At 30.0% G+C, this 18,087-nt stretch carries 16 protein-coding genes and 1 pseudogene; 5 read left to right on the top strand and 12 right to left on the bottom strand.

From position 1 onward, the window contains the following. Positions 1–144: 144 nt before the first annotated feature. The 3 genes and pseudogenes from Q5O29_RS03230 to Q5O29_RS03220 all read right to left on the bottom strand — a co-directional run bounded on the left by Q5O29_RS03230 (position 145) and on the right by Q5O29_RS03220 (position 3,166). Positions 145–2,331 (bottom strand): alpha-galactosidase, encoded by a 2,187-nt coding sequence (locus tag Q5O29_RS03230; RefSeq protein WP_022166982.1) that lies wholly within the window; start codon positions 2,329–2,331, stop codon positions 145–147. Positions 2,332–2,672: 341 nt separating this feature from the next. After that, positions 2,673–2,840 (bottom strand): annotated as a pseudogene (locus tag Q5O29_RS03225) (arsenate reductase ArsC); the annotation flags it as partial. 86 nt (positions 2,841–2,926) lie between these two features. Then, a complete protein-coding gene (locus Q5O29_RS03220) occupies positions 2,927–3,166 on the bottom strand; it encodes a spore coat protein (RefSeq protein ID WP_308779194.1) in 240 nt (79 codons plus the stop codon). A 133-nt stretch (positions 3,167–3,299) separates the two neighbouring features. Here Q5O29_RS03220 and Q5O29_RS03215 point away from each other — a divergent pair, with 133 nt between their 5' ends. After that, a complete protein-coding gene (locus Q5O29_RS03215) occupies positions 3,300–3,854 on the top strand; it encodes a TIGR01440 family protein (protein WP_022211567.1) in 555 nt (184 codons plus the stop codon). Between the two features lie 115 nt (positions 3,855–3,969). On the opposite strand, the gene Q5O29_RS03210 is transcribed toward Q5O29_RS03215, so the two are convergent. The 8 genes from Q5O29_RS03210 to Q5O29_RS03175 form a co-directional block, all read right to left on the bottom strand. Further along, positions 3,970–5,373 carry a radical SAM protein gene (locus Q5O29_RS03210; RefSeq protein ID WP_022211566.1) on the bottom strand — a complete coding sequence of 468 codons (1,404 nt, stop codon included), beginning with the start codon at positions 5,371–5,373 and terminating at the stop codon, positions 3,970–3,972. 323 nt (positions 5,374–5,696) lie between these two features. Further along, on the bottom strand, positions 5,697–5,843 hold the full coding sequence (locus Q5O29_RS03205; RefSeq protein WP_022211565.1) for a hypothetical protein: 147 nt from the start codon (positions 5,841–5,843) through the stop codon (positions 5,697–5,699). 138 nt (positions 5,844–5,981) lie between these two features. Beyond that, entirely contained in the window at positions 5,982–6,209 is a 228-nt protein-coding gene (locus Q5O29_RS03200; protein ID WP_022166976.1) for a YgjV family protein, read from the bottom strand. 11 nt (positions 6,210–6,220) lie between these two features. Next, on the bottom strand, positions 6,221–7,444 hold the full coding sequence (locus Q5O29_RS03195; RefSeq protein ID WP_022166975.1) for an NAD(P)/FAD-dependent oxidoreductase: 1,224 nt from the start codon (positions 7,442–7,444) through the stop codon (positions 6,221–6,223). 1 nt (position 7,445) lies between these two features. Then, on the bottom strand, positions 7,446–7,859 hold the full coding sequence (locus Q5O29_RS03190) for a 4Fe-4S dicluster domain-containing protein (protein WP_022166974.1): 414 nt from the start codon (positions 7,857–7,859) through the stop codon (positions 7,446–7,448). Positions 7,860–7,869: 10 nt separating this feature from the next. Next, complete coding sequence (locus Q5O29_RS03185) at positions 7,870–9,954, bottom strand: molybdopterin oxidoreductase family protein (RefSeq protein WP_022211564.1); 2,085 nt, start codon at positions 9,952–9,954, stop codon at positions 7,870–7,872. Between the two features lie 218 nt (positions 9,955–10,172). Continuing rightward, positions 10,173–10,379: a hypothetical protein gene (locus Q5O29_RS03180; RefSeq protein ID WP_022211563.1), complete on the bottom strand. Its 207-nt coding sequence runs from the start codon at positions 10,377–10,379 to the stop codon at positions 10,173–10,175. 49 nt (positions 10,380–10,428) lie between these two features. Further along, on the bottom strand, positions 10,429–11,361 hold the full coding sequence (locus Q5O29_RS03175) for a helix-turn-helix transcriptional regulator (RefSeq protein WP_022211562.1): 933 nt from the start codon (positions 11,359–11,361) through the stop codon (positions 10,429–10,431). A 182-nt stretch (positions 11,362–11,543) separates the two neighbouring features. On the opposite strand from Q5O29_RS03175, the gene modA reads away from it, so the two are divergent. The 4 genes from modA (at position 11,544) to Q5O29_RS03155 (ending at position 14,549) form a co-directional block, all read left to right on the top strand. Next, a complete protein-coding gene (gene modA, locus Q5O29_RS03170; RefSeq protein WP_022211561.1) occupies positions 11,544–12,323 on the top strand; it encodes a molybdate ABC transporter substrate-binding protein in 780 nt (259 codons plus the stop codon). A 24-nt stretch (positions 12,324–12,347) separates the two neighbouring features. Next, positions 12,348–13,025, top strand: coding sequence for a molybdate ABC transporter permease subunit (gene modB, locus Q5O29_RS03165; protein WP_022211560.1), 678 nt, complete (start codon positions 12,348–12,350; stop codon positions 13,023–13,025). After that, entirely contained in the window at positions 13,026–14,066 is a 1,041-nt protein-coding gene (locus Q5O29_RS03160) for a sulfate/molybdate ABC transporter ATP-binding protein (RefSeq protein ID WP_022211559.1), read from the top strand. Positions 14,067–14,132: 66 nt separating this feature from the next. Beyond that, positions 14,133–14,549 carry a molybdopterin-binding protein gene (locus Q5O29_RS03155; RefSeq protein ID WP_022211558.1) on the top strand — a complete coding sequence of 139 codons (417 nt, stop codon included), beginning with the start codon at positions 14,133–14,135 and terminating at the stop codon, positions 14,547–14,549. A 92-nt stretch (positions 14,550–14,641) separates the two neighbouring features. Here Q5O29_RS03155 and Q5O29_RS03150 read toward each other — a convergent pair. Next, positions 14,642–18,087, bottom strand: a 3,446-nt coding sequence (locus tag Q5O29_RS03150; protein WP_302631663.1) for a glycosyl hydrolase 53 family protein, incomplete at its 5' end; no start/stop codon positions are given.

Below are 18,087 nucleotides of genomic sequence, written 5' to 3'. Positions count from 1 at the left end.
GGAAAACCTATTTGTTGCATAGGTATCACATTCTTTTTGAAGCTTTTCATAACGATATTATATGCAAAAAAGGGAATTCAAACTCGAATTCCCCTTTTTTTATCGGCTAGTATCGAAAGTTATTTCGATACATCCCCTTTATATCTATATTTTTTCTATTGTCCAAACTCTACTTTGATAATCTCCCAATAATTCTCCTATATATAATCCTACGTACATTAATTCATCTCCGCCATATACTTCATTAGTTTCTACAACTTTATATATGGCTTCTTTTTCTAATCCTCTTAACTTTAATCTCTTAGGTAATACATTAACCTCACCATATGGCTTAACGTAAGTTATAACACCTTTCGATTTATCTTTTGATAAATGCATCCAAGCTGCATCATTTCCGTCAAAAGTATTTTTTAATCTATATAAATCTCCAAATTGACATATTTGTCTTATTTCTTTATAGAATTCTACTTGTTTTTTAACTTCTTCCTTTTCTTCACTGGTCATTTTATTTATATCTAATTCATATCCAAAGCTTCCTTCCATTGCTACAGCTGCTCTTGTGCTTAGAGGTGTTATTCTTCCTACTTGATGATTAGGTACTTCTGACACATGACTTCCCATTGTTACTGTTGGATATACTAGAGAAGTTCCATATTGAATTTTTAATCTTTCTATAGCATCCGTATCATCGCTTGCCCAAGTTTGTGGCATATAATATAACATTCCGCCATCAAATCTTCCACCCCCCCCTGAGCAACTTTCAAATAATATTTCTGGAAACTCTGATGTTATTGTTTCCATAATTCTATATAAACCAAGCATATATCTATGAGCTACTTCTTTTTGTCTTTCTCTTGGTAAATTACTTGATCCTATTTCTGTCATGTTTCTGTTCATATCCCACTTAACATAAGATATTGGTGCTGATTTTAATACATCTTTAAGCATTTTTATTATAGCATCACATACTTCTTCTCTTGATAAATCTAAAATTAATTGCTTTCTAGCTTGATTTCTAGTTCTTCCTGGAACATGAATACACCAATCTGGATGTTCTTCATATAACTTACTCTTAGGAGATATCATTTCTGGCTCAAACCATAAACCAAATTTTAATCCCATTTCATTTATATCTTTTGCTAAATCATTTAATGTACCTTGAATTTTTTCTTCATTTACAAACCAGTCACCTAATGAACTATCGTCATTATCTCTTGTTCCAAACCATCCATCATCTAAGACAAATAATTCAATTCCAAGGTCTGCTGCATCTTTTGCTATGCTCTTAATTTTTTCTCCATTAAAATTGAAATATGTTGCTTCCCAGTTATTAATTAATATAGGTCTTTCTTTATCTCTATATACCCCTCTACATAGTCTCTTTCTATATAAATCATGGAATATATGACTCATTCCTGTTAACCCATTTGATGAATATACAAGAACTGCTTCCGGAGCTTGGAATTCTTCATTTGGCTCTAAAAGCCATGAAAAATCAAAAGGATTAATACCTATTTGTGCTCTTGAATTATTATACATATCAACTTCTACATTAGCTAAAAAATTTCCACTATATATTAAATTTAATCCATATACATCTCCATACTCTTCATTAGCATCATGACTTGCTAAAGCTATAAATGGATTTTGAGCATGACTACTAGCCCCTCTTCTACTTTCTATCAATTGATTTCCACTTCTTAATGGAGTTCTTACCATATGTCTTTCTCTAGCCCATGCTCCTGATAATTGAATTAAATCAAATTCATTACTATTAAAATCAACATTAGCACTTAAAACTCTTAAAATCTCAACGTTATTATTACTGTTATTTATAACTCTACAGCTTCTTGTTATTGCATCATATTCTTCAAATACTGTATATGATAAAACAATTCTTAATTCTGCTAATTTATCCACTAAAGTAATTTCTAAAGTTTCTCCATCTATATCGTTTTCCATATACGTAGCAGGTAATCCTCTAAGTTCCTTTTTTCCTCTAAAAATGCTGTGATTTTCATATCTAAAATCAGTAAGTGTTGTTCCGTTAGCTAATTTTATTTCTATTGCAGGAGAACGTAAATCAGTATGACCATATGTTGGATATTCAACTGTATTTAATTCTATACTAAAATTATCAATATTATCTGTATCAGCTAGAAAGCTTCCTTTACCATATTTCTTAAAAATATAATCTAACTTATTAGATTCTAGCTTTCTTCCCCAGTATAAATGTATTAAATGACCTGTATCAGCTACCATTAATGCATAGCTTGTATTTTTAGATTTTATATTAAATACTTTTTTATCTTCATTATATATTATTGCCATATTTATCCCTCACCTCTAACAATTTTTCAATGTAAAGTAATTATACTATTTATTAATATAATAAAATATGTAAAAATGTTGTTTTTATATGTAAAAGTGTTGTTTTTATAATAATATATACGCAAATTTATTAAATATAATTTTAATAATTTAATTATAGACAACAATTATCCTTTTATCCAAAAATAAATAGCTACTTATAAGAAATACGTAACTATTTATTTTAAGCACTATATCACCAACAATAAATTAAATAAAACTGTTAATAACCTATAATAAAAGAGACCTACTTTTAACTGCCACTGTAAAGTAGACAGGGGGCAGTTAATTTTTTAGGTCTCTTATAAATTATTATTCTTTATTCTTTCTGCTAAATCTTTAATTTTGCTTTCTATAATTTTAGAAGTATTAATAAATTCTTCATCACATTTTCCTGTAGGATCTTCTAATCCCCAGTCTTCAATATGCTTTGCTGGAAGATATGGGCAAACAACATTACATCCCATTTTTCAATATAAAAATACAGATAGTTAAATATATTATTATTAACTACCTGTATTTTTTATAAAATTTATTTTATTTAATATTTATAATATTATCCTTGAGACATTTGTTGCTTTACAGTAGCAATTTCTTCAGGTGTTGCTTGCTGTGCTGGAATATAGTAGCCCTTTTCTTTTGCTTTTGTAAAAAGAAGATATTGGCGTACTTCATCTTTATTTCTCATTTCTTGTATAGTGGCACGTAATTGCTGATTTTCACATTGTGCAATAATTCCTCCATAACCAGCTAAACTTGCATTTAATGATGCAAGATAAACACTCCTTATAATTATTCACTTATATTATTTGAATTATTGTGATTTATATGTATGCTCATATTTATAATCATATTTTTATGAGATATAATAACAATATAATATAGAAATAATTTCTTAAAAATCATGCTTTTAAAGGAGAATAAAATATATGTCTGAATTATTAGATTCTATTTATAACCAAGCTAAAAAAGCTACAGAAGAATTATGTGAAAAAGCTAAACTTAAACAAGGAAATATCGTTATTATTGGCTGTTCTTCTAGTGAAGTAACAGGAGAGTTAATTGGTACACATTCAAGCCTTGAAACTGCTGATGCTATTTTTAAAGGAATATATGAAGTACTATCTGCCAAAAATATATATTTAGCAGCTCAATGCTGTGAACATTTAAATAGAGCTATCATTGTGGAACGTGCAGCAGTTCCACTTTATGATAATGTTAATGTCGTTCCTCAGCCTAAGGCTGGTGGATCATTTGCCACAACTGCTTATAATACTTTTAAGGATCCTGTGGCTATAGAGCATATCAAAGCTGATGCTGGTATAGATATTGGTGGAACTCTTATTGGCATGCACTTAAAAGAAGTTGCTGTACCTTTGCGTTTAAGCCTTGACCATATTGGAAGTGCTATTTTGCTGGCTGCTAGGACAAGACCTAAATTCATTGGTGGTATTCGTGCTACTTATAATGAAGATTTATTATAAAAAGTAAGATGGAGATTTATTTTTAAACTCCATCTTACTTTTTTATATAATATTTTTCAATATTTATAAATTTCTATAAGTCAATGTATTATGGCATCCCCCTAAAAACTAAATATTATACTTTCATATAATTATTTTTTTCATCTTTTTTACTACAACTAGCACAACCTTTTTTACATCTTAAATTTTCTTCCCATAATGGTTCTGCCCTCTTAGCCCATATCTTTCCATACTCAATGGTCTTGTTGCATAAATCATCTACATCTTCTGGATTAATAAATTCTGTAGATTTAGCCCCTGAATTCTTAACCATTTCTGCAATTTTAGGTGCATTATCTAATATAGGGCATGGTCTAAATTGATTTTTATTAAAAGGTTGATTTTTTTGATACTCTCTAAATAGTGGTTGTCCTAAAGCTTCTACCAATGATACTTCTTTAATATTAGCTCCTGAGTAATGACAAAATACACATGGCTCAACATCTCCATTGGCATTGATATGACAATAACGTCTTCCTCCAGCCACACATCCCCCAACATATTCAGCATCATGCCAGAAATCCATATTAAAGATAGCTTTATTACTTCTCCATCCACGAATAGTCCTATATAATTTTTCTCTTTGATCTGGATTAGCCATTAATGATATATCTGTGCCACATCCAACTGGCATGAAAGTGAAATACCATGAGAAAAATGCACCTTTATCTATCATTAAATCAATAAATTTATCACTTAAGACGCTATCGCAATTTGCTGTTGTAAAGCAAGTAGAGAATCCAAAAGGAACTTTATTGGACTTCATTAAATCCATTGCTCGCATTATATCTTTCCATGAACCTTTTCCTCTTCTTCCATCGGTAGCATCATCAAATCCTTCTACACTTATAGTAGGTACTATATTACCTAATCTACATAAATCATCGCAAAATTGTTGATCAATAAGTGTTCCATTAGTAAATATCATAAATACACAATCATCATGTTTTTCAGCAAGCCTTAATATATCCTTTTTCCTTACTAGAGGCTCTCCTCCAGTCATTATATAGAAGTATATTCCCAGTTCCTTTCCTTCAGTGAACAATTTATCTAATTGTTCAAAAGATAAATTTAAAGCCTTATTATAATCAGCTGCCCAACAACCAATACATTTTTTATTACATGCAGTAGTTGGATCTACTAAAATTGTAAATGGTATATCATAACCATACTTTTCTTTATTTCTTTCAATTTCTCCCCATCCTTTTATTGCTGCATTAAGTAAGAAATTTGTAAATACTGTTTGTAATATGTTTGGATTTATCTCTTTGGTCATTCTCACCATCAGTTGCCTCCAATTATTATCTTTTTCTGCTAAATAACCTTCAATAACATCATATTGAGCATCATATAAATGTTCTGTATCAAACTTTCTAATCCACTTCATTATTTTTTCTAGATTTTCTTCTGGATTCTTTTGTAAGTAATTAAATACTTGCTTCAAAAACATTTTTTCTACCTTGTACTTAGCATTTAACATATAATTTCCCCCTTATATAAATTGAAAATAATTAATAATTGTCTTTATTACTACACAATCTAATTCTTTTACAAAAACTTTCTTTTTATTAATCACCTAACCACCTATAAACTTTTAACAGATTTTAAAACTATTTTTGTATTAAAATATATTAGTTTACTTTATTTACCAATTTAAATATAACATATACTTTTTACAATATATGCATCTCTTCACAAAATAATTATTATTTTAATGTTGATATTATTATATTTATGTAACTAAGAAAAATTAAAACCTATTGATAATTATTTCTTATCAATAGGTTTTAACTTTATGCTTAATTAATACATTTCGTCCTCATCTTTTTCACTTGAAAGCTGGGTTTCATCAATTTCTAAATCCTCACATGCCTGTTCAAAGCTACATCCGTTTTCATCAATATACTTTGCTAAATATGAAGTAATGTCCATTTGAGAATAATTGTTCATAACCAAAACCTCCTAAATTGATTTAATAAAACTTATCTTTTACAAAAATAAGTTTTTTATACATAACTTTTTTTATTTCCTTATATAAAAAGATATATTCAGCTTAACTTATATTTATGAAAACATTTACTAAAAATTTTAATTTTTATTATATAATTTATATAAATAATATATATTTATAAAAACTATTATTGAATTTATTATTGCCACTGGATATGCTTTGATGCTAAATCCATAAAAAGCAAAAAGTAAAGATCCTACAAGATTAATAAATCTCAATTTAACTATATCTTTCATAAACATGGATATGGCTATTAATATTGATGCTAAATATCCTATCCACTCAATTAAAGGAATACCAAACATACATATAACCCCTAATATACAAATTCTAAATTTTCCTTTTCGTTAAAGAAGTCAGAATAATCAATTTGGAATATTGGTTTCTTAACCCTATCTATATTTATCTTATCTTTTATAAGCTGTGTTAATACACCTACATATGATAAGTCTCCTTGAACTATTGCTCCATAAATTGTTCCATTCTTATGTATAATCTTTTTATAATCCTTTCCTTTTATCTCTACAGCTTCTTCATAAGTATCATCTGGCTTAATAACAGTTCCTAAGGACATTGTTGCTACACCACAAAAATTCATAGTATTTTTACTACCAAAAAAATCTTCCATATATATATCCTTATTGCACATATTGTTGGCTGCAATTAATCCTTCCTTTACTGCAGTTGGCCATATAGGATTTCTTCCACTTATATCTCCTGCTCCATAAACATCTTTAACATTTGTTTCTCCTTTAGGATTAAATATTAAGCCAAATTTATCACATTCAATACCCGAACCTTCTAGAAAACCTACATTAGACCTTACACCTGTACATGCAATGATAAGTTCTCCTGGAACTTCTTCACCAGTATTCAATTTTATTGCCACAGGATTATTATTTTCATCAACAATTACTTTTTCTGCTCTTACATTAAATCTAAAATCCACTCCTTCTTCTTTCAACCTTTCAATATATACATTGGCTGCATAATGATCTAGTTGCAGTGGTAATATCCTATCTCCCATTTCTATCATAGTTACTTTGGCATCATAATCTAACAGACCTGCCATTGCATCTACACCAACAAGACCTGCTCCTAGTATAATAATATTTTTAACTTTTGGAGCTATTTCTTTTATCCTTATGGCATCATCTAAATTTCTTAATCCTATTACATTATTGGCAGTACGCAAATTTTCTATTGGAGGCAGGAATGATGATGCACCTGTTGCCAATACTACCTTTTCATATGGCAAGTCTTCTCCATTATCTAGTTTAAGCTTTTTTTCTTTCGTATCAATGCCTGTTACTTCCACGCCCTTCATCCATTTAATATCATATTTTTTGAAAAACTCTCCTGGAGAAAAGTCTAAATCTTCTATATCACGGCGTCCATCTAAGAAATGATGCAAAATACAACGTGAATATACATATTCATCTTTTGATACTAAGATGATTTCTATATCTTTATTTATTTCTCTTAAAGTCTTAGCTGCATTTATTCCAGCAGCTGAAGCACCTACTACTACATATGCCATCTTATGATTCCACCTCCTGTAAGGTTAATGCTCCCATTGGGCATTTTGCTGCACACTGTGGAGTCTGTTCTTTGACAGTAAGACACATATCACATTTCATAACTTCTCTATTGGTCTGATAATCCATTTTTAATACTCCATAAGGACATGCCATTATGCACATAAAACATGTTGCACATCTGCTTTTATCATAAAGTGCATAGCCAGTTTCATTATCTTTTTGCATTGCACCAGTAGGACATGCATAAACACATTCTGGTCTTGTACAGTGCCTACAATAAATTGGTGCATAATTTCCTTGACTATTAATTACTACATGACCTCTTGTATCTCTTCCTCCATGAGCCACTTTACATGCTGTAGTACATGTTAAACATCCTATACATTTTTTCCTATCAATCTTTATCCTTTTCATAGCTTTTCTCCTAATATACTTTTTCTATGTTAACTGGTACATATTTAAAACTAGGCTCTTTTGAATACTTATCAAAGATAGATGGCAGCACTGAATTTGCCTCTACATAATGCATTGGTGCAAATAAATGATCTTTCTTTACAGTCCTGCTAAATTTAACAATGAAATAATTTATCACTCCATTTGGTGATACTATCTTTATCTTTTCATTTTCATTTATACCTAATTCTTCTGCTAAATCAGGGTTCATATTTACATACCCTTCTTTAACTGAAATAGCATATACATCCTGTATTTCTCTTGTCCTTGTTAGTGTATGCCATTGACCTACAGTAGCTCTGCCTGTGTTAAGTAAATATGGATATTCTTCATTTTGCTTATATTTAACTTCCTCTATATCTTCATAAATAAATTTTGCTTTTCCACTGGCAGTATAAAAATGTTTATCTTCAAAAAGCCTTCTTTCATCTATTTCTAATTTTTCTCCTTCTCTAAATGGCCATTGTATTCCTCTAGAATTTTTAAGATTTTCATATGTTACTCCAGTTATGTCACAAGGACTTCCTTTAGTACATTGCTTAATAGTATTAAAGGCTATCTCTGGTGTTCTCCATTTATCTAGAAGTTTTCCCATTCCTAAAGCTTCACCTATACCTAAAGCTATATCATAATCTGATAATTCATTTTCCATTTTTGGAAGAACAGGATCTAATTTAGAAAGCCTTCTTTCTGTATTTATAATTACTCCTTCTTTTTTCAATCCATTAGTTGATGGTAAAAATAAATCACAATACCTAGCTGTATCAGTATCACTATAAATATCCTGTACAACTAAAAACTCTAGTTTTTCAGCTGCTTTTTTAAAATCTAAATTATTTATCCATGATACAATTGGATTAGTAGCAACTATCCATAATGCTTTGATTTCACCTGAATTTATCTTATCTATTATGACATTATAAGGTAATGTTGGTTTTGTAGGTAAAATTTTTTCATCAATATCTAAAGCTTTTGCCACCACTTTTCTTCTATTTTCATCTGTATACTCTCCTCCACCATAAAGCCCTGTAGTATTACTAAATGCTCTTGAACCCATAGCATTACATTGTCCTGTTATAGAATTTGCTCCTGTACCTGGCCTTCCTATATTTCCAGTCATTAAAGCTAAATTTATAATTCCTTGTGCTGACCTTACAGCTTGATGCCCTTGATTTATCCCCATAGTCCACCAAAATGATACATTTTTACCTTTATGTATTATTTCTGCTAATTCCTTAACTCTACCTTTAGAAATTCCAGTATATCCTTCTACATCATTTATGTCATATTTTTTAATATGCTCTTTAAATCCTTCAAAATCCTCTGTATAATTTTTGATAAAATTCTCATCAATCCAATTGTTTTCAATAAGTACATTTGCTATGGCATATATAAGATATAAATCACTTTTCGGTTTAAGATCTATCCAAATATCTGAATTACAAGCAGTCTCACTTCTTCTTGGATCTATTACTATAATTTTTTTATCTTTAATTTTATTTTTTAATACTCTTCCCCATAATATAGGATGAGACACCACTGGATTACTACCAAAAAATATTATTACATCTGACAGTTCTAAATCCTTTAAAGTATACGGTGGTGCATCAAATCCAAAACTTTGCTTATATGCCACCACTGATGTGGCCATACAAAGTCTAGTATTACCGTCACCATTACCACCTAAAAAAGTTCTTCCTATATGTCCTATAAGGGCCATCTCTTCAGTACATAGTTGCCCTGTACTTAAAAACGCAAAACTTTCTTTACCATTTTCTTTTTGAATCTTTTTTACACGGTCAGCAAATATATTAAAAGCTTCTTTCCATGAAATCTGTTTTAAATCTCCTTTTTTATCTTTTAATATAGGCAATACAGGATTTTCAAATTTAGTGTTTTGCTTATCTAGGTTAAGTCCCTTTACACAGCAAAACCCTGCATTCACTGGATAATCCTCGGTAGGCTTCACTGCATTTATAAAGTTTTTTTCATTTACATTAAAATCAAAATTACATGCTATTGAGCAGTAATTACAGGTAGATCTTACTACTTTCATATTGTCCTCTCCTTAATAATGATAAATATTTAATATACTTATTTTTCATTATTCTTTCTGCTTTTATTCCTTAACTGCTAAAGTTATCTAAAAAACATTAGATTTTTCTTCAGCTACTATCATTTAATTATGTAACTGTACAATAATAAAAAAACGCTCCCTCTATAGCTCCAGTATATTATCATATATACCTACTATAAAGGGAACGTATACTTTTTTTATTTATATAATCCTAATTCAATTATCCTATTTACCAATAATCCTATATTAACTTCCTTTAAACTCATTGGCACATCTATTATCTTATCTACCATTGTAACTTCTACATATTCAATAATTTTTCCATCTTCATCAACATAATCAATGCAATCATATGTAATTATATCTTCTTTAAGCTGCTTCTTAAGTGCTTTTAAATTATCCATTCTTTGAAACTCCTTTGTAAATATTATTATATAAATTATATTATATTACTTAAGTTATTGCCATTATTTTACCTGTATCTTTAGTATCATATCCACCTAATCCATCAATTTCCTTTTTAAACTGGCTACTCTTTACTATTTCAAGGATTCTTGCATATTTTTCATCTGCCAATTTTTCTTTTTTTATAACTAAATCATATCTTTCCTTTTGCATAGGTATAAAATCAACTGCCCCAACCTGAAGAGCCACCTTTTCAGTGCCTATACCTACATCTGCGTCACCTCTAGCTACAGCACTGGCAATAGATAGATGTGAAGTTTCTTCATTATCATAGCCTGCTATCATCTTTACACTAATGCCTAACTTTTTTATCTTCTCATCTAATAGTACTCTAGTTCCAGCACCTTTTTCTCTATTAATAAGTCTAATTCCATCCTTTGCTATATCTTCCCACTTAGTAATTTTTTTAGGATTTCCCTTTTTAACATAAAAACCTTGAATTCTATAAGCTAAATTTATTATTACACAAGCTGTTCCTGGTACAATCCTCTTTACATAAGGTTCATTATAAGTATCACTATCACCATCCCACATATGACTTGTGCATAATGTAACTTCATCCATATAAAGGCTATGTAATCCCCTATAGCTTCCCATATTTGATCTTAATACTCTATAACCTTCTGTCTGAATTAAATTTGCCAAAATATCTAAAATTATATCTTGTCCTGTTATTACTATAGAATCATCTTTATCATCAGTTTCTGCTTCATTTATCTTTTTTACTTTGCTTTTACTAACTAATTTTTTATGCTTTTGATTATCTATATATTCTTTTACATCGCTTTTATCAATTCTTAGTTTTTTTCCAACCTTATATGCTGGGATCTCTCCTCTCTTAACAAGTTCATATACAGTGTTTTTAGTTATATTTAATAGCTCTGCTACCTCCATGGCATTTAATGCTTCTTTATTTTCCATAAATACTTCTGCCTCCTTAGACTATAATCATTTTATCATGTATTATTTTTTTATGCTATTTTATTGAAATTTCATTATTTTCATGCTATATTAACATTTATGACAAAACATATTGAAATATATTAAAACATAACAAAACTAATTATATTTTATAAAATTTATTAAATAAAGGGGTTTTTATTATGATTAAAAGATTAAAATTCTTATCAACTTTATGTTGCTTATCATTATTATTAACAGGATGCTCTTCTTCAACGAAAAAAGAAGATAAAACAATTGAGCTTAATATCTCAGCTGCAGCCAGCTTAAAAGAAGCTATGGCTGACTTAGAAGCTGCCTATACAAGTAAAAATCCTGAAGTTTCTTTTGTTATAAATTATGGTTCTTCTGGCTCACTTCAACAACAAATAGAACAAGGTGCACCTTGTGATTTGTTTATTTCAGCTGGAGAAAAGCAGATGACTGCCTTAGAAGAAGAAGGATTGCTTTTAGATGGTACTAATAAAGACTTAGTAAAGAATTCTTTAGTCCTTGTTACAAGCAATGATAGTGAAATCAGTTCTATTGATAGCTTAAATTCTGATGCAGTATCTAAAATTGCCCTTGGTGAACCTTCTAGCGTTCCTGCTGGTAAGTATGCTGATGAGACTTTAACTTCTCTTGCTATTAAAGATAGCTTAAATAATAAACTTGTCTTTGCTAAAGATGTTAAAGAAGTATTAGCGTGGACTGCTTCTTGTAATGCTGATGCTGGCTTCGTCTATTTAAGTGATGCTTTAAGTAGCGATGGTGTAAAAATTGTAGAAACTATTTCTGAAGAATACCATTCACCAATTACTTATCCTGTTGCTATTATTAAAGATAGTGATGATATTGATGCTGCTAAAGCATTTGAAGATTTCTTATTCACTGACGAAGCTCAAGAAATATTTGAAAAATACGGCTACAAGTCTGTAGAGTAGAATTTTCCAAGGAGGTATGATGCTATGAATTTTTCACCTTTATGGATATCAATAAAAACATCCTTGCTAGCTACACTAATTACCTTTATCTTAGGTATATCAGTATCCTACTTAGTCGTTAATTACAAAGGAAGGCTTAAGGGATTTATTGATGGCATCTTTACCCTTCCTCTGATTTTACCACCAACAGTCTTGGGATTTTTCTTATTGCTTATTTGTGGAAAGAATGGTCCTGTTGGAAAACTATTAAAGCTTTTTGATACTAATATAATTTTCTCATGGAGTGCTACTGTCATCGCAGCAACTGTCGTTGCTTTTCCCATGATGTATAGGACTACTCGTTCCTCTTTTGAACAAATAGACCCTAATATTCTATCTGCTGCTAGGACTTTAGGTTTAAGTGAATTTAAAATCTTTTATAAAATAGCTATTCCTCTTGCCTGGCCTGGTATAATTGCAGGTTTAGTATTATCTTTTGCTAGAGCAATGGGAGAATTTGGCGCCACGTTGATGATTGCTGGTAATATTCCTGATAAGACTCAAACTATGCCTCTAGCTATATTCTTTGCAGTAGAAAGTGGCAATATGTCTACTGCACTTAAATGGGTAGCCATAATTGTTTTTATTTCTTTTATTATGATAATGATCTTAAATTACTGGTCTGAACATAACTTAAAAATTACTGGGAAGAGAGGAAGATAAATGTCTCTAGAAATTAGTATAGAAAAAGACCTTGGCACATTCAAACTAAAAACAAGTTTCAATAATAATTGTGGTTCTCTAGGATTCTTAGGTGAATCTGGCTCTGGAAAAAGCATGTGCTTAAAATGTATTGCAGGTTTAGAGAGGCCTGATAAAGGCAAAATTATTATCAATAATAAAATCTTATTTGACTCTCAAAAAAAAATTAATATTCCACCACAAGAAAGAAAAATAGGATATTTATTTCAAAATTACGCTTTATTTCCTAATATGACTATAGAAGAAAATTTAAGCATAGCCTTAAAAAACTTATCTAAGCAGGAAAAGAAAAATCTTTGTAATGAATACATAGAAAAATTTCATTTAACTGGATTAAATAAAAGATATCCATGGCAACTATCAGGTGGACAACAACAAAGAGTTGCCTTGGCAAGAGCTTTAATAACATCACCAGAAATATTACTGCTAGATGAACCTTTTTCCGCCTTAGATCATCATCTTCGCCATAGCATGGAAAAAGAGCTTCTAAATACTTTGAAGGATTATAGTGGTGACATTATATTTGTTACCCATGATATAGAAGAATGTTATCGAGTATGTTCAAATATACTTGTCTTCAATAAAGGAATTGCTTTAAACAAAAGAGATAAAGATGATTTATTTAACTTCCCTAAATCTCTTGTTGAAGCAAAACTAACAGGTTGCAAAAATATTTCAAAGGTAAAGAAAATTTCTGATAATAAAGTTTACGCCATTGACTGGGGCTATGAGTTTATTTTAAACCATGAAGTACCAGAAAACATTGACTATATGGGCATACGTTCTCACAATATATTGGTAGCTGATGTTAATAGCTCTGTAAATGTATTTACTTTTCAAGTATCAGATATCTTAGAGAATCCATTTGATATTACTATTTCATTAAATTCTCCTCTTGCTACTGGCAACATCAACATAAAATTAAAGAAAGAAAACTTTGATTTAAAGATAGGTAGTATGATAAAACTTGAATTTCCTAAAGAACATATATTTTTCTTTTAAATAATTGTTTTATTATTCCATATTATGTATAATTATCATATAAAACTTGTGTGAGGAGATATTGAAATGAAATTAAGTGCAAGAAATAAATTTATTGGTAAGGTTACAGATGTTACTAGAGGGGCTGTTAATGGTATTGTAAAAGTAGAACTTTCTAATGGACAACATCTTACATCATCAATTACTTTAGAATCTATTGATGATTTAGATATAACTGTGGGAAAAGAAGTAACAGCTGTCATTAAAGCTACATCAGTATTAATTGGTAGAGGTCACTTAACATTAAGCGCACGAAACAAGCTTTCTGGTACAATTATTGAGATTAATAGAGGTGCTGTTAATGCCATTGTAAAAGTAGAGCTTCCTTCAAAGGTAGTCATTACATCTTCAATAAGTCTTGAAGCTGTAGATGAACTTGATTTAACTGTTGGTACTGAAGCTACTGCCATAATAAAGGCAACAGATGTATTACTAATGGCATAAAAAAACATATATTTCAGTCTTTAGAACTATAGATAATTTTGTGTAATAAAAAAGGTATCATGTCAAAGTTTATTTGACACGATACCTTTTATTTATGCCTTCTTTCTTTTTTTAAGAAAGGTTGTTCCAATAATTACTGCTGCAAATGATATAAATATTAATCCACTTTCTTTTCCTGTTTTAGGAAGCTTACCAGTGCCTTTATCCTTTTCTGTTGACTCTTCTTTTCTTATATTATCATTTATAGTAGGATTTTTTTTAGTGTCTTCAATTACTGGATTTTGATCTTTATCATCTTCTTCATCTTTACTAGAATCTCCTATGCTGTCATCATCCTCTATTTCATCATCAACATCCGGCTCTATTATTTTTTCTACTAAAGATTTTATTGCTTCATCAAGTTTTAATATTGCCTCATCTACAGCTTCCTGCATAGCATTTTCATCTGCTTCAATATTTAATGCCTTATATAATGCATCTTTTAAAACAATAGAGCTTTCTTCTGTATATTTTGATAAATCAATACTTTTTACTTCTTCTATCTTTGCTGATAATACTTCTTTATTAGCTTTAAAAATATTCCATGAATTTGGAGTGTAATTTTCTTCTATTAAAGTTTCATATTCTTTGATAGTTTTTTCTAAGTTTTCATAATCTATAGCCGTAATAAAGTTTAATTGTACTGAATCGATTAGTACCCAACATCCTGATTTTGCATCAAAATCAAAGCCTATTTCAATAGTTTCATTTTCTATCCATACTTCCATAGATACTTTTGTCCAATAAGTTGTTTTTGGTAATTCAAATTCAGCTATATTTTCTCCATCCTTTATATACATATTAGCTTTATTTTGATTTCCACCATTATATACATATGCTGAAAGCTCATATTTTCCATCAATAATGCCTGCAACTTCTTGACTTACCTTAGCAATGTATGGCTTATCATTCCATAATGATAAAGCATACTTTCCTGATGGTGCATCATTATCACCTTTACTCCTATCTTGTGCTGATGCTGAATTATTCTCATCTATTACAGTCCAACCATCTAAATTACCCAAATCAAAATCACCATTATTAATGCTTATCTTACTAGAAAGCCTCATAATAACTTCACTAGCTTTGCTAGGTAATACTTGAAGATTAATTATTTTATTATCACCGTATCCATCTTTTTTAGCTGATACAGTATAGCCATCTCCATCAATAACTTCATCAACTACAAAGTATCCATTTTCATCTGTTATAATATTAAATTTTTCTTCATTCTTCAAACTAATAGATATTTCCACATCAGATAGCCTGTTATTATTAGAGTCTACTGCTACTCCTATAATTTTCCCAAAAGCTTTATTCAAAATAATATCTTCAATAGATATTACCTCTTCAGCTTTTACCATTAAATCTTTCATTACAAATGTTTCATATCCAGCTTTACTTATAGTCATTGTATAGTTACCTTCATTGACATAAGAAATCTCAAAACTTCCATCTTCCTTACTGTTAGCTGTATACTTAAATCCATTATGACCCTCTAAAGATATTGTTGTATCCACCACTGCTTTACCATCTTCATCAATAACTCTTCCACTTAAAGATGCTGAATTTACTAATAATGTAAAATTAACATCTTTGGTTACTATTCCATTAACTATGTCTATATCTTCACAAGTAGCATCTGCATACCCTTCCTTAGTTGCGTATATTGTATATCCTTTTCCTTCTGGAATATCGCTTAAAGTGTAACTGCCATCATCACTTGTAAATGTAGAGAATTCAGCTCCATCTAATATACTATATACCTTCACACCTTCTAAAGCATTTCCTTTATTGTCAATTACTTTTCCTATTATTTTTCCACTTCCTACTTCAAGTTTAACTTTTGATACTTCACCAATCTTTATTTCAGTAATTGCTTGTGCATCGCCATAGCCATTTTTACTTACAGAAATCTTCACTTCATTACATGGTGATAAATTCACCATAAAGAAGTTTCCATATTTATCAGTTTTTCTAATATATTTTTCTCCATTTATTTCAATTACTACATTTGCATTAGTAATCTTATTTCCACCTGTTCCTACAACAGTTCCTGATAACATTCCTGTGGTGTATCCTTCCGTGTTATCTCTAAAAGATTTTAATGCCCTTAGTGCATATCCATCAAAATCAAATAAAGTAGTATTAGAAACCACATTGCTTCCAGCTTTATCCTCACTACCATCTTCTGCCTGACCTCTTTCCATAGCCCAACCAATACCTTCGTGATCTATCATAACTGGATCCCAGTACAAATCACCAATTATCCAGTTCTTTTCAGAAGTTCTTATACCATTAAATAATTCATCTAAGAACTCCTTTTGCCCTTGAGGAGAAGATTGGTGACTTTCAGGTCCATTATCAGCAAGTTGTCCTGGATATCCATCTGGTTTTGTAGGATTCCAATTATATCCTGTTTCTAAAATTAATATTGGTTTTTGATACTTTTCACCTAAATCATTAAACCATGGTATTATTTCCTCCACTGTCTTTTTAGTCCAGAAAGGATAATATGAACTTCCTATAACATCATAATTAACATTATATTTTTCACAATTATCTAGGAAAGTAACATACTTGTTAGTATTTCCAGCCATATCTAAATGTACTGCCACTGCAGTATTGGTTGATACTTCCTTTACAGCTCTATAACCAGCATTTAAGAATTTAGCAAGATTTTCAAAGTTGACAGTGCTTCCATAAGGATATAATATTCCATTTTGCATTTCATTGCCTAAAGAAATAAATTCAGGAGTTGTTCCCTGATCTGCTAACTTTCTCATGATGTCTTTTGTATAATCATAAATAAGCTCTTCTAATTTTGCTACAGATTCTTCTTCATTTAATCCTTCAATTTCACTGCGCCAAGAGGAAGGTATCTCCTGTGTTCCTGCATTAGGCCACCAATCACTATAATTAAGAGTAACTTCAATCTGCATACCCATTTCTTTAGATCTTAATGCTAAATCAAGAAGATCTTCTGTATTTTGATATCCATCTGGTAGATAATAATCTGGATTTGTTATTGAACCATGTTCTCTTCCCACATCATTATGTGTTCTAAGCCTTACAAAATTGAAGCCATTTTCAGCTAAAATATGAAAAACATCTCTAGCTTCTCCTTCTTCATCATAAAAAACAGCACCTTCATCTTCTAGCCAATTTACCATTGTTAGGTCTCCACCTTTAAGAAAAGTATACTTATTTTCATCATTAGCTATAGTAATACAGTCATAATTTGACCAATTACCAGCATTACCTTTAGAATAAAATCCTAAAGTAACTTGATTATTAGTTACTTCAAAATTTAGTACTACTTTTCTGAAATCATCACTGACAGGGATACTGGTTTTGGCACCAGTACCTCCAAAATCATTAGCATAAATATAATGTTCTTCTTGTCCGCCTCCACTAGCAGTATATGCTTCTACTCTATAATAACCATTTTCTAATCCTGTTATAGTTTGTTCTGTCCACACTTCATAATTATCTGAAC

Origin of the sequence: Clostridium sp. CAG:265 (assembly GCF_000436575.1) — a bacterium.
Lineage (GTDB): Bacteria > Bacillota > Clostridia > Clostridiales > Clostridiaceae > Clostridium > Clostridium lentum.
The sequence above is the reverse complement of the archived record's forward strand: the minus strand, read 5'-3'. Positions and strand labels throughout refer to the sequence as shown.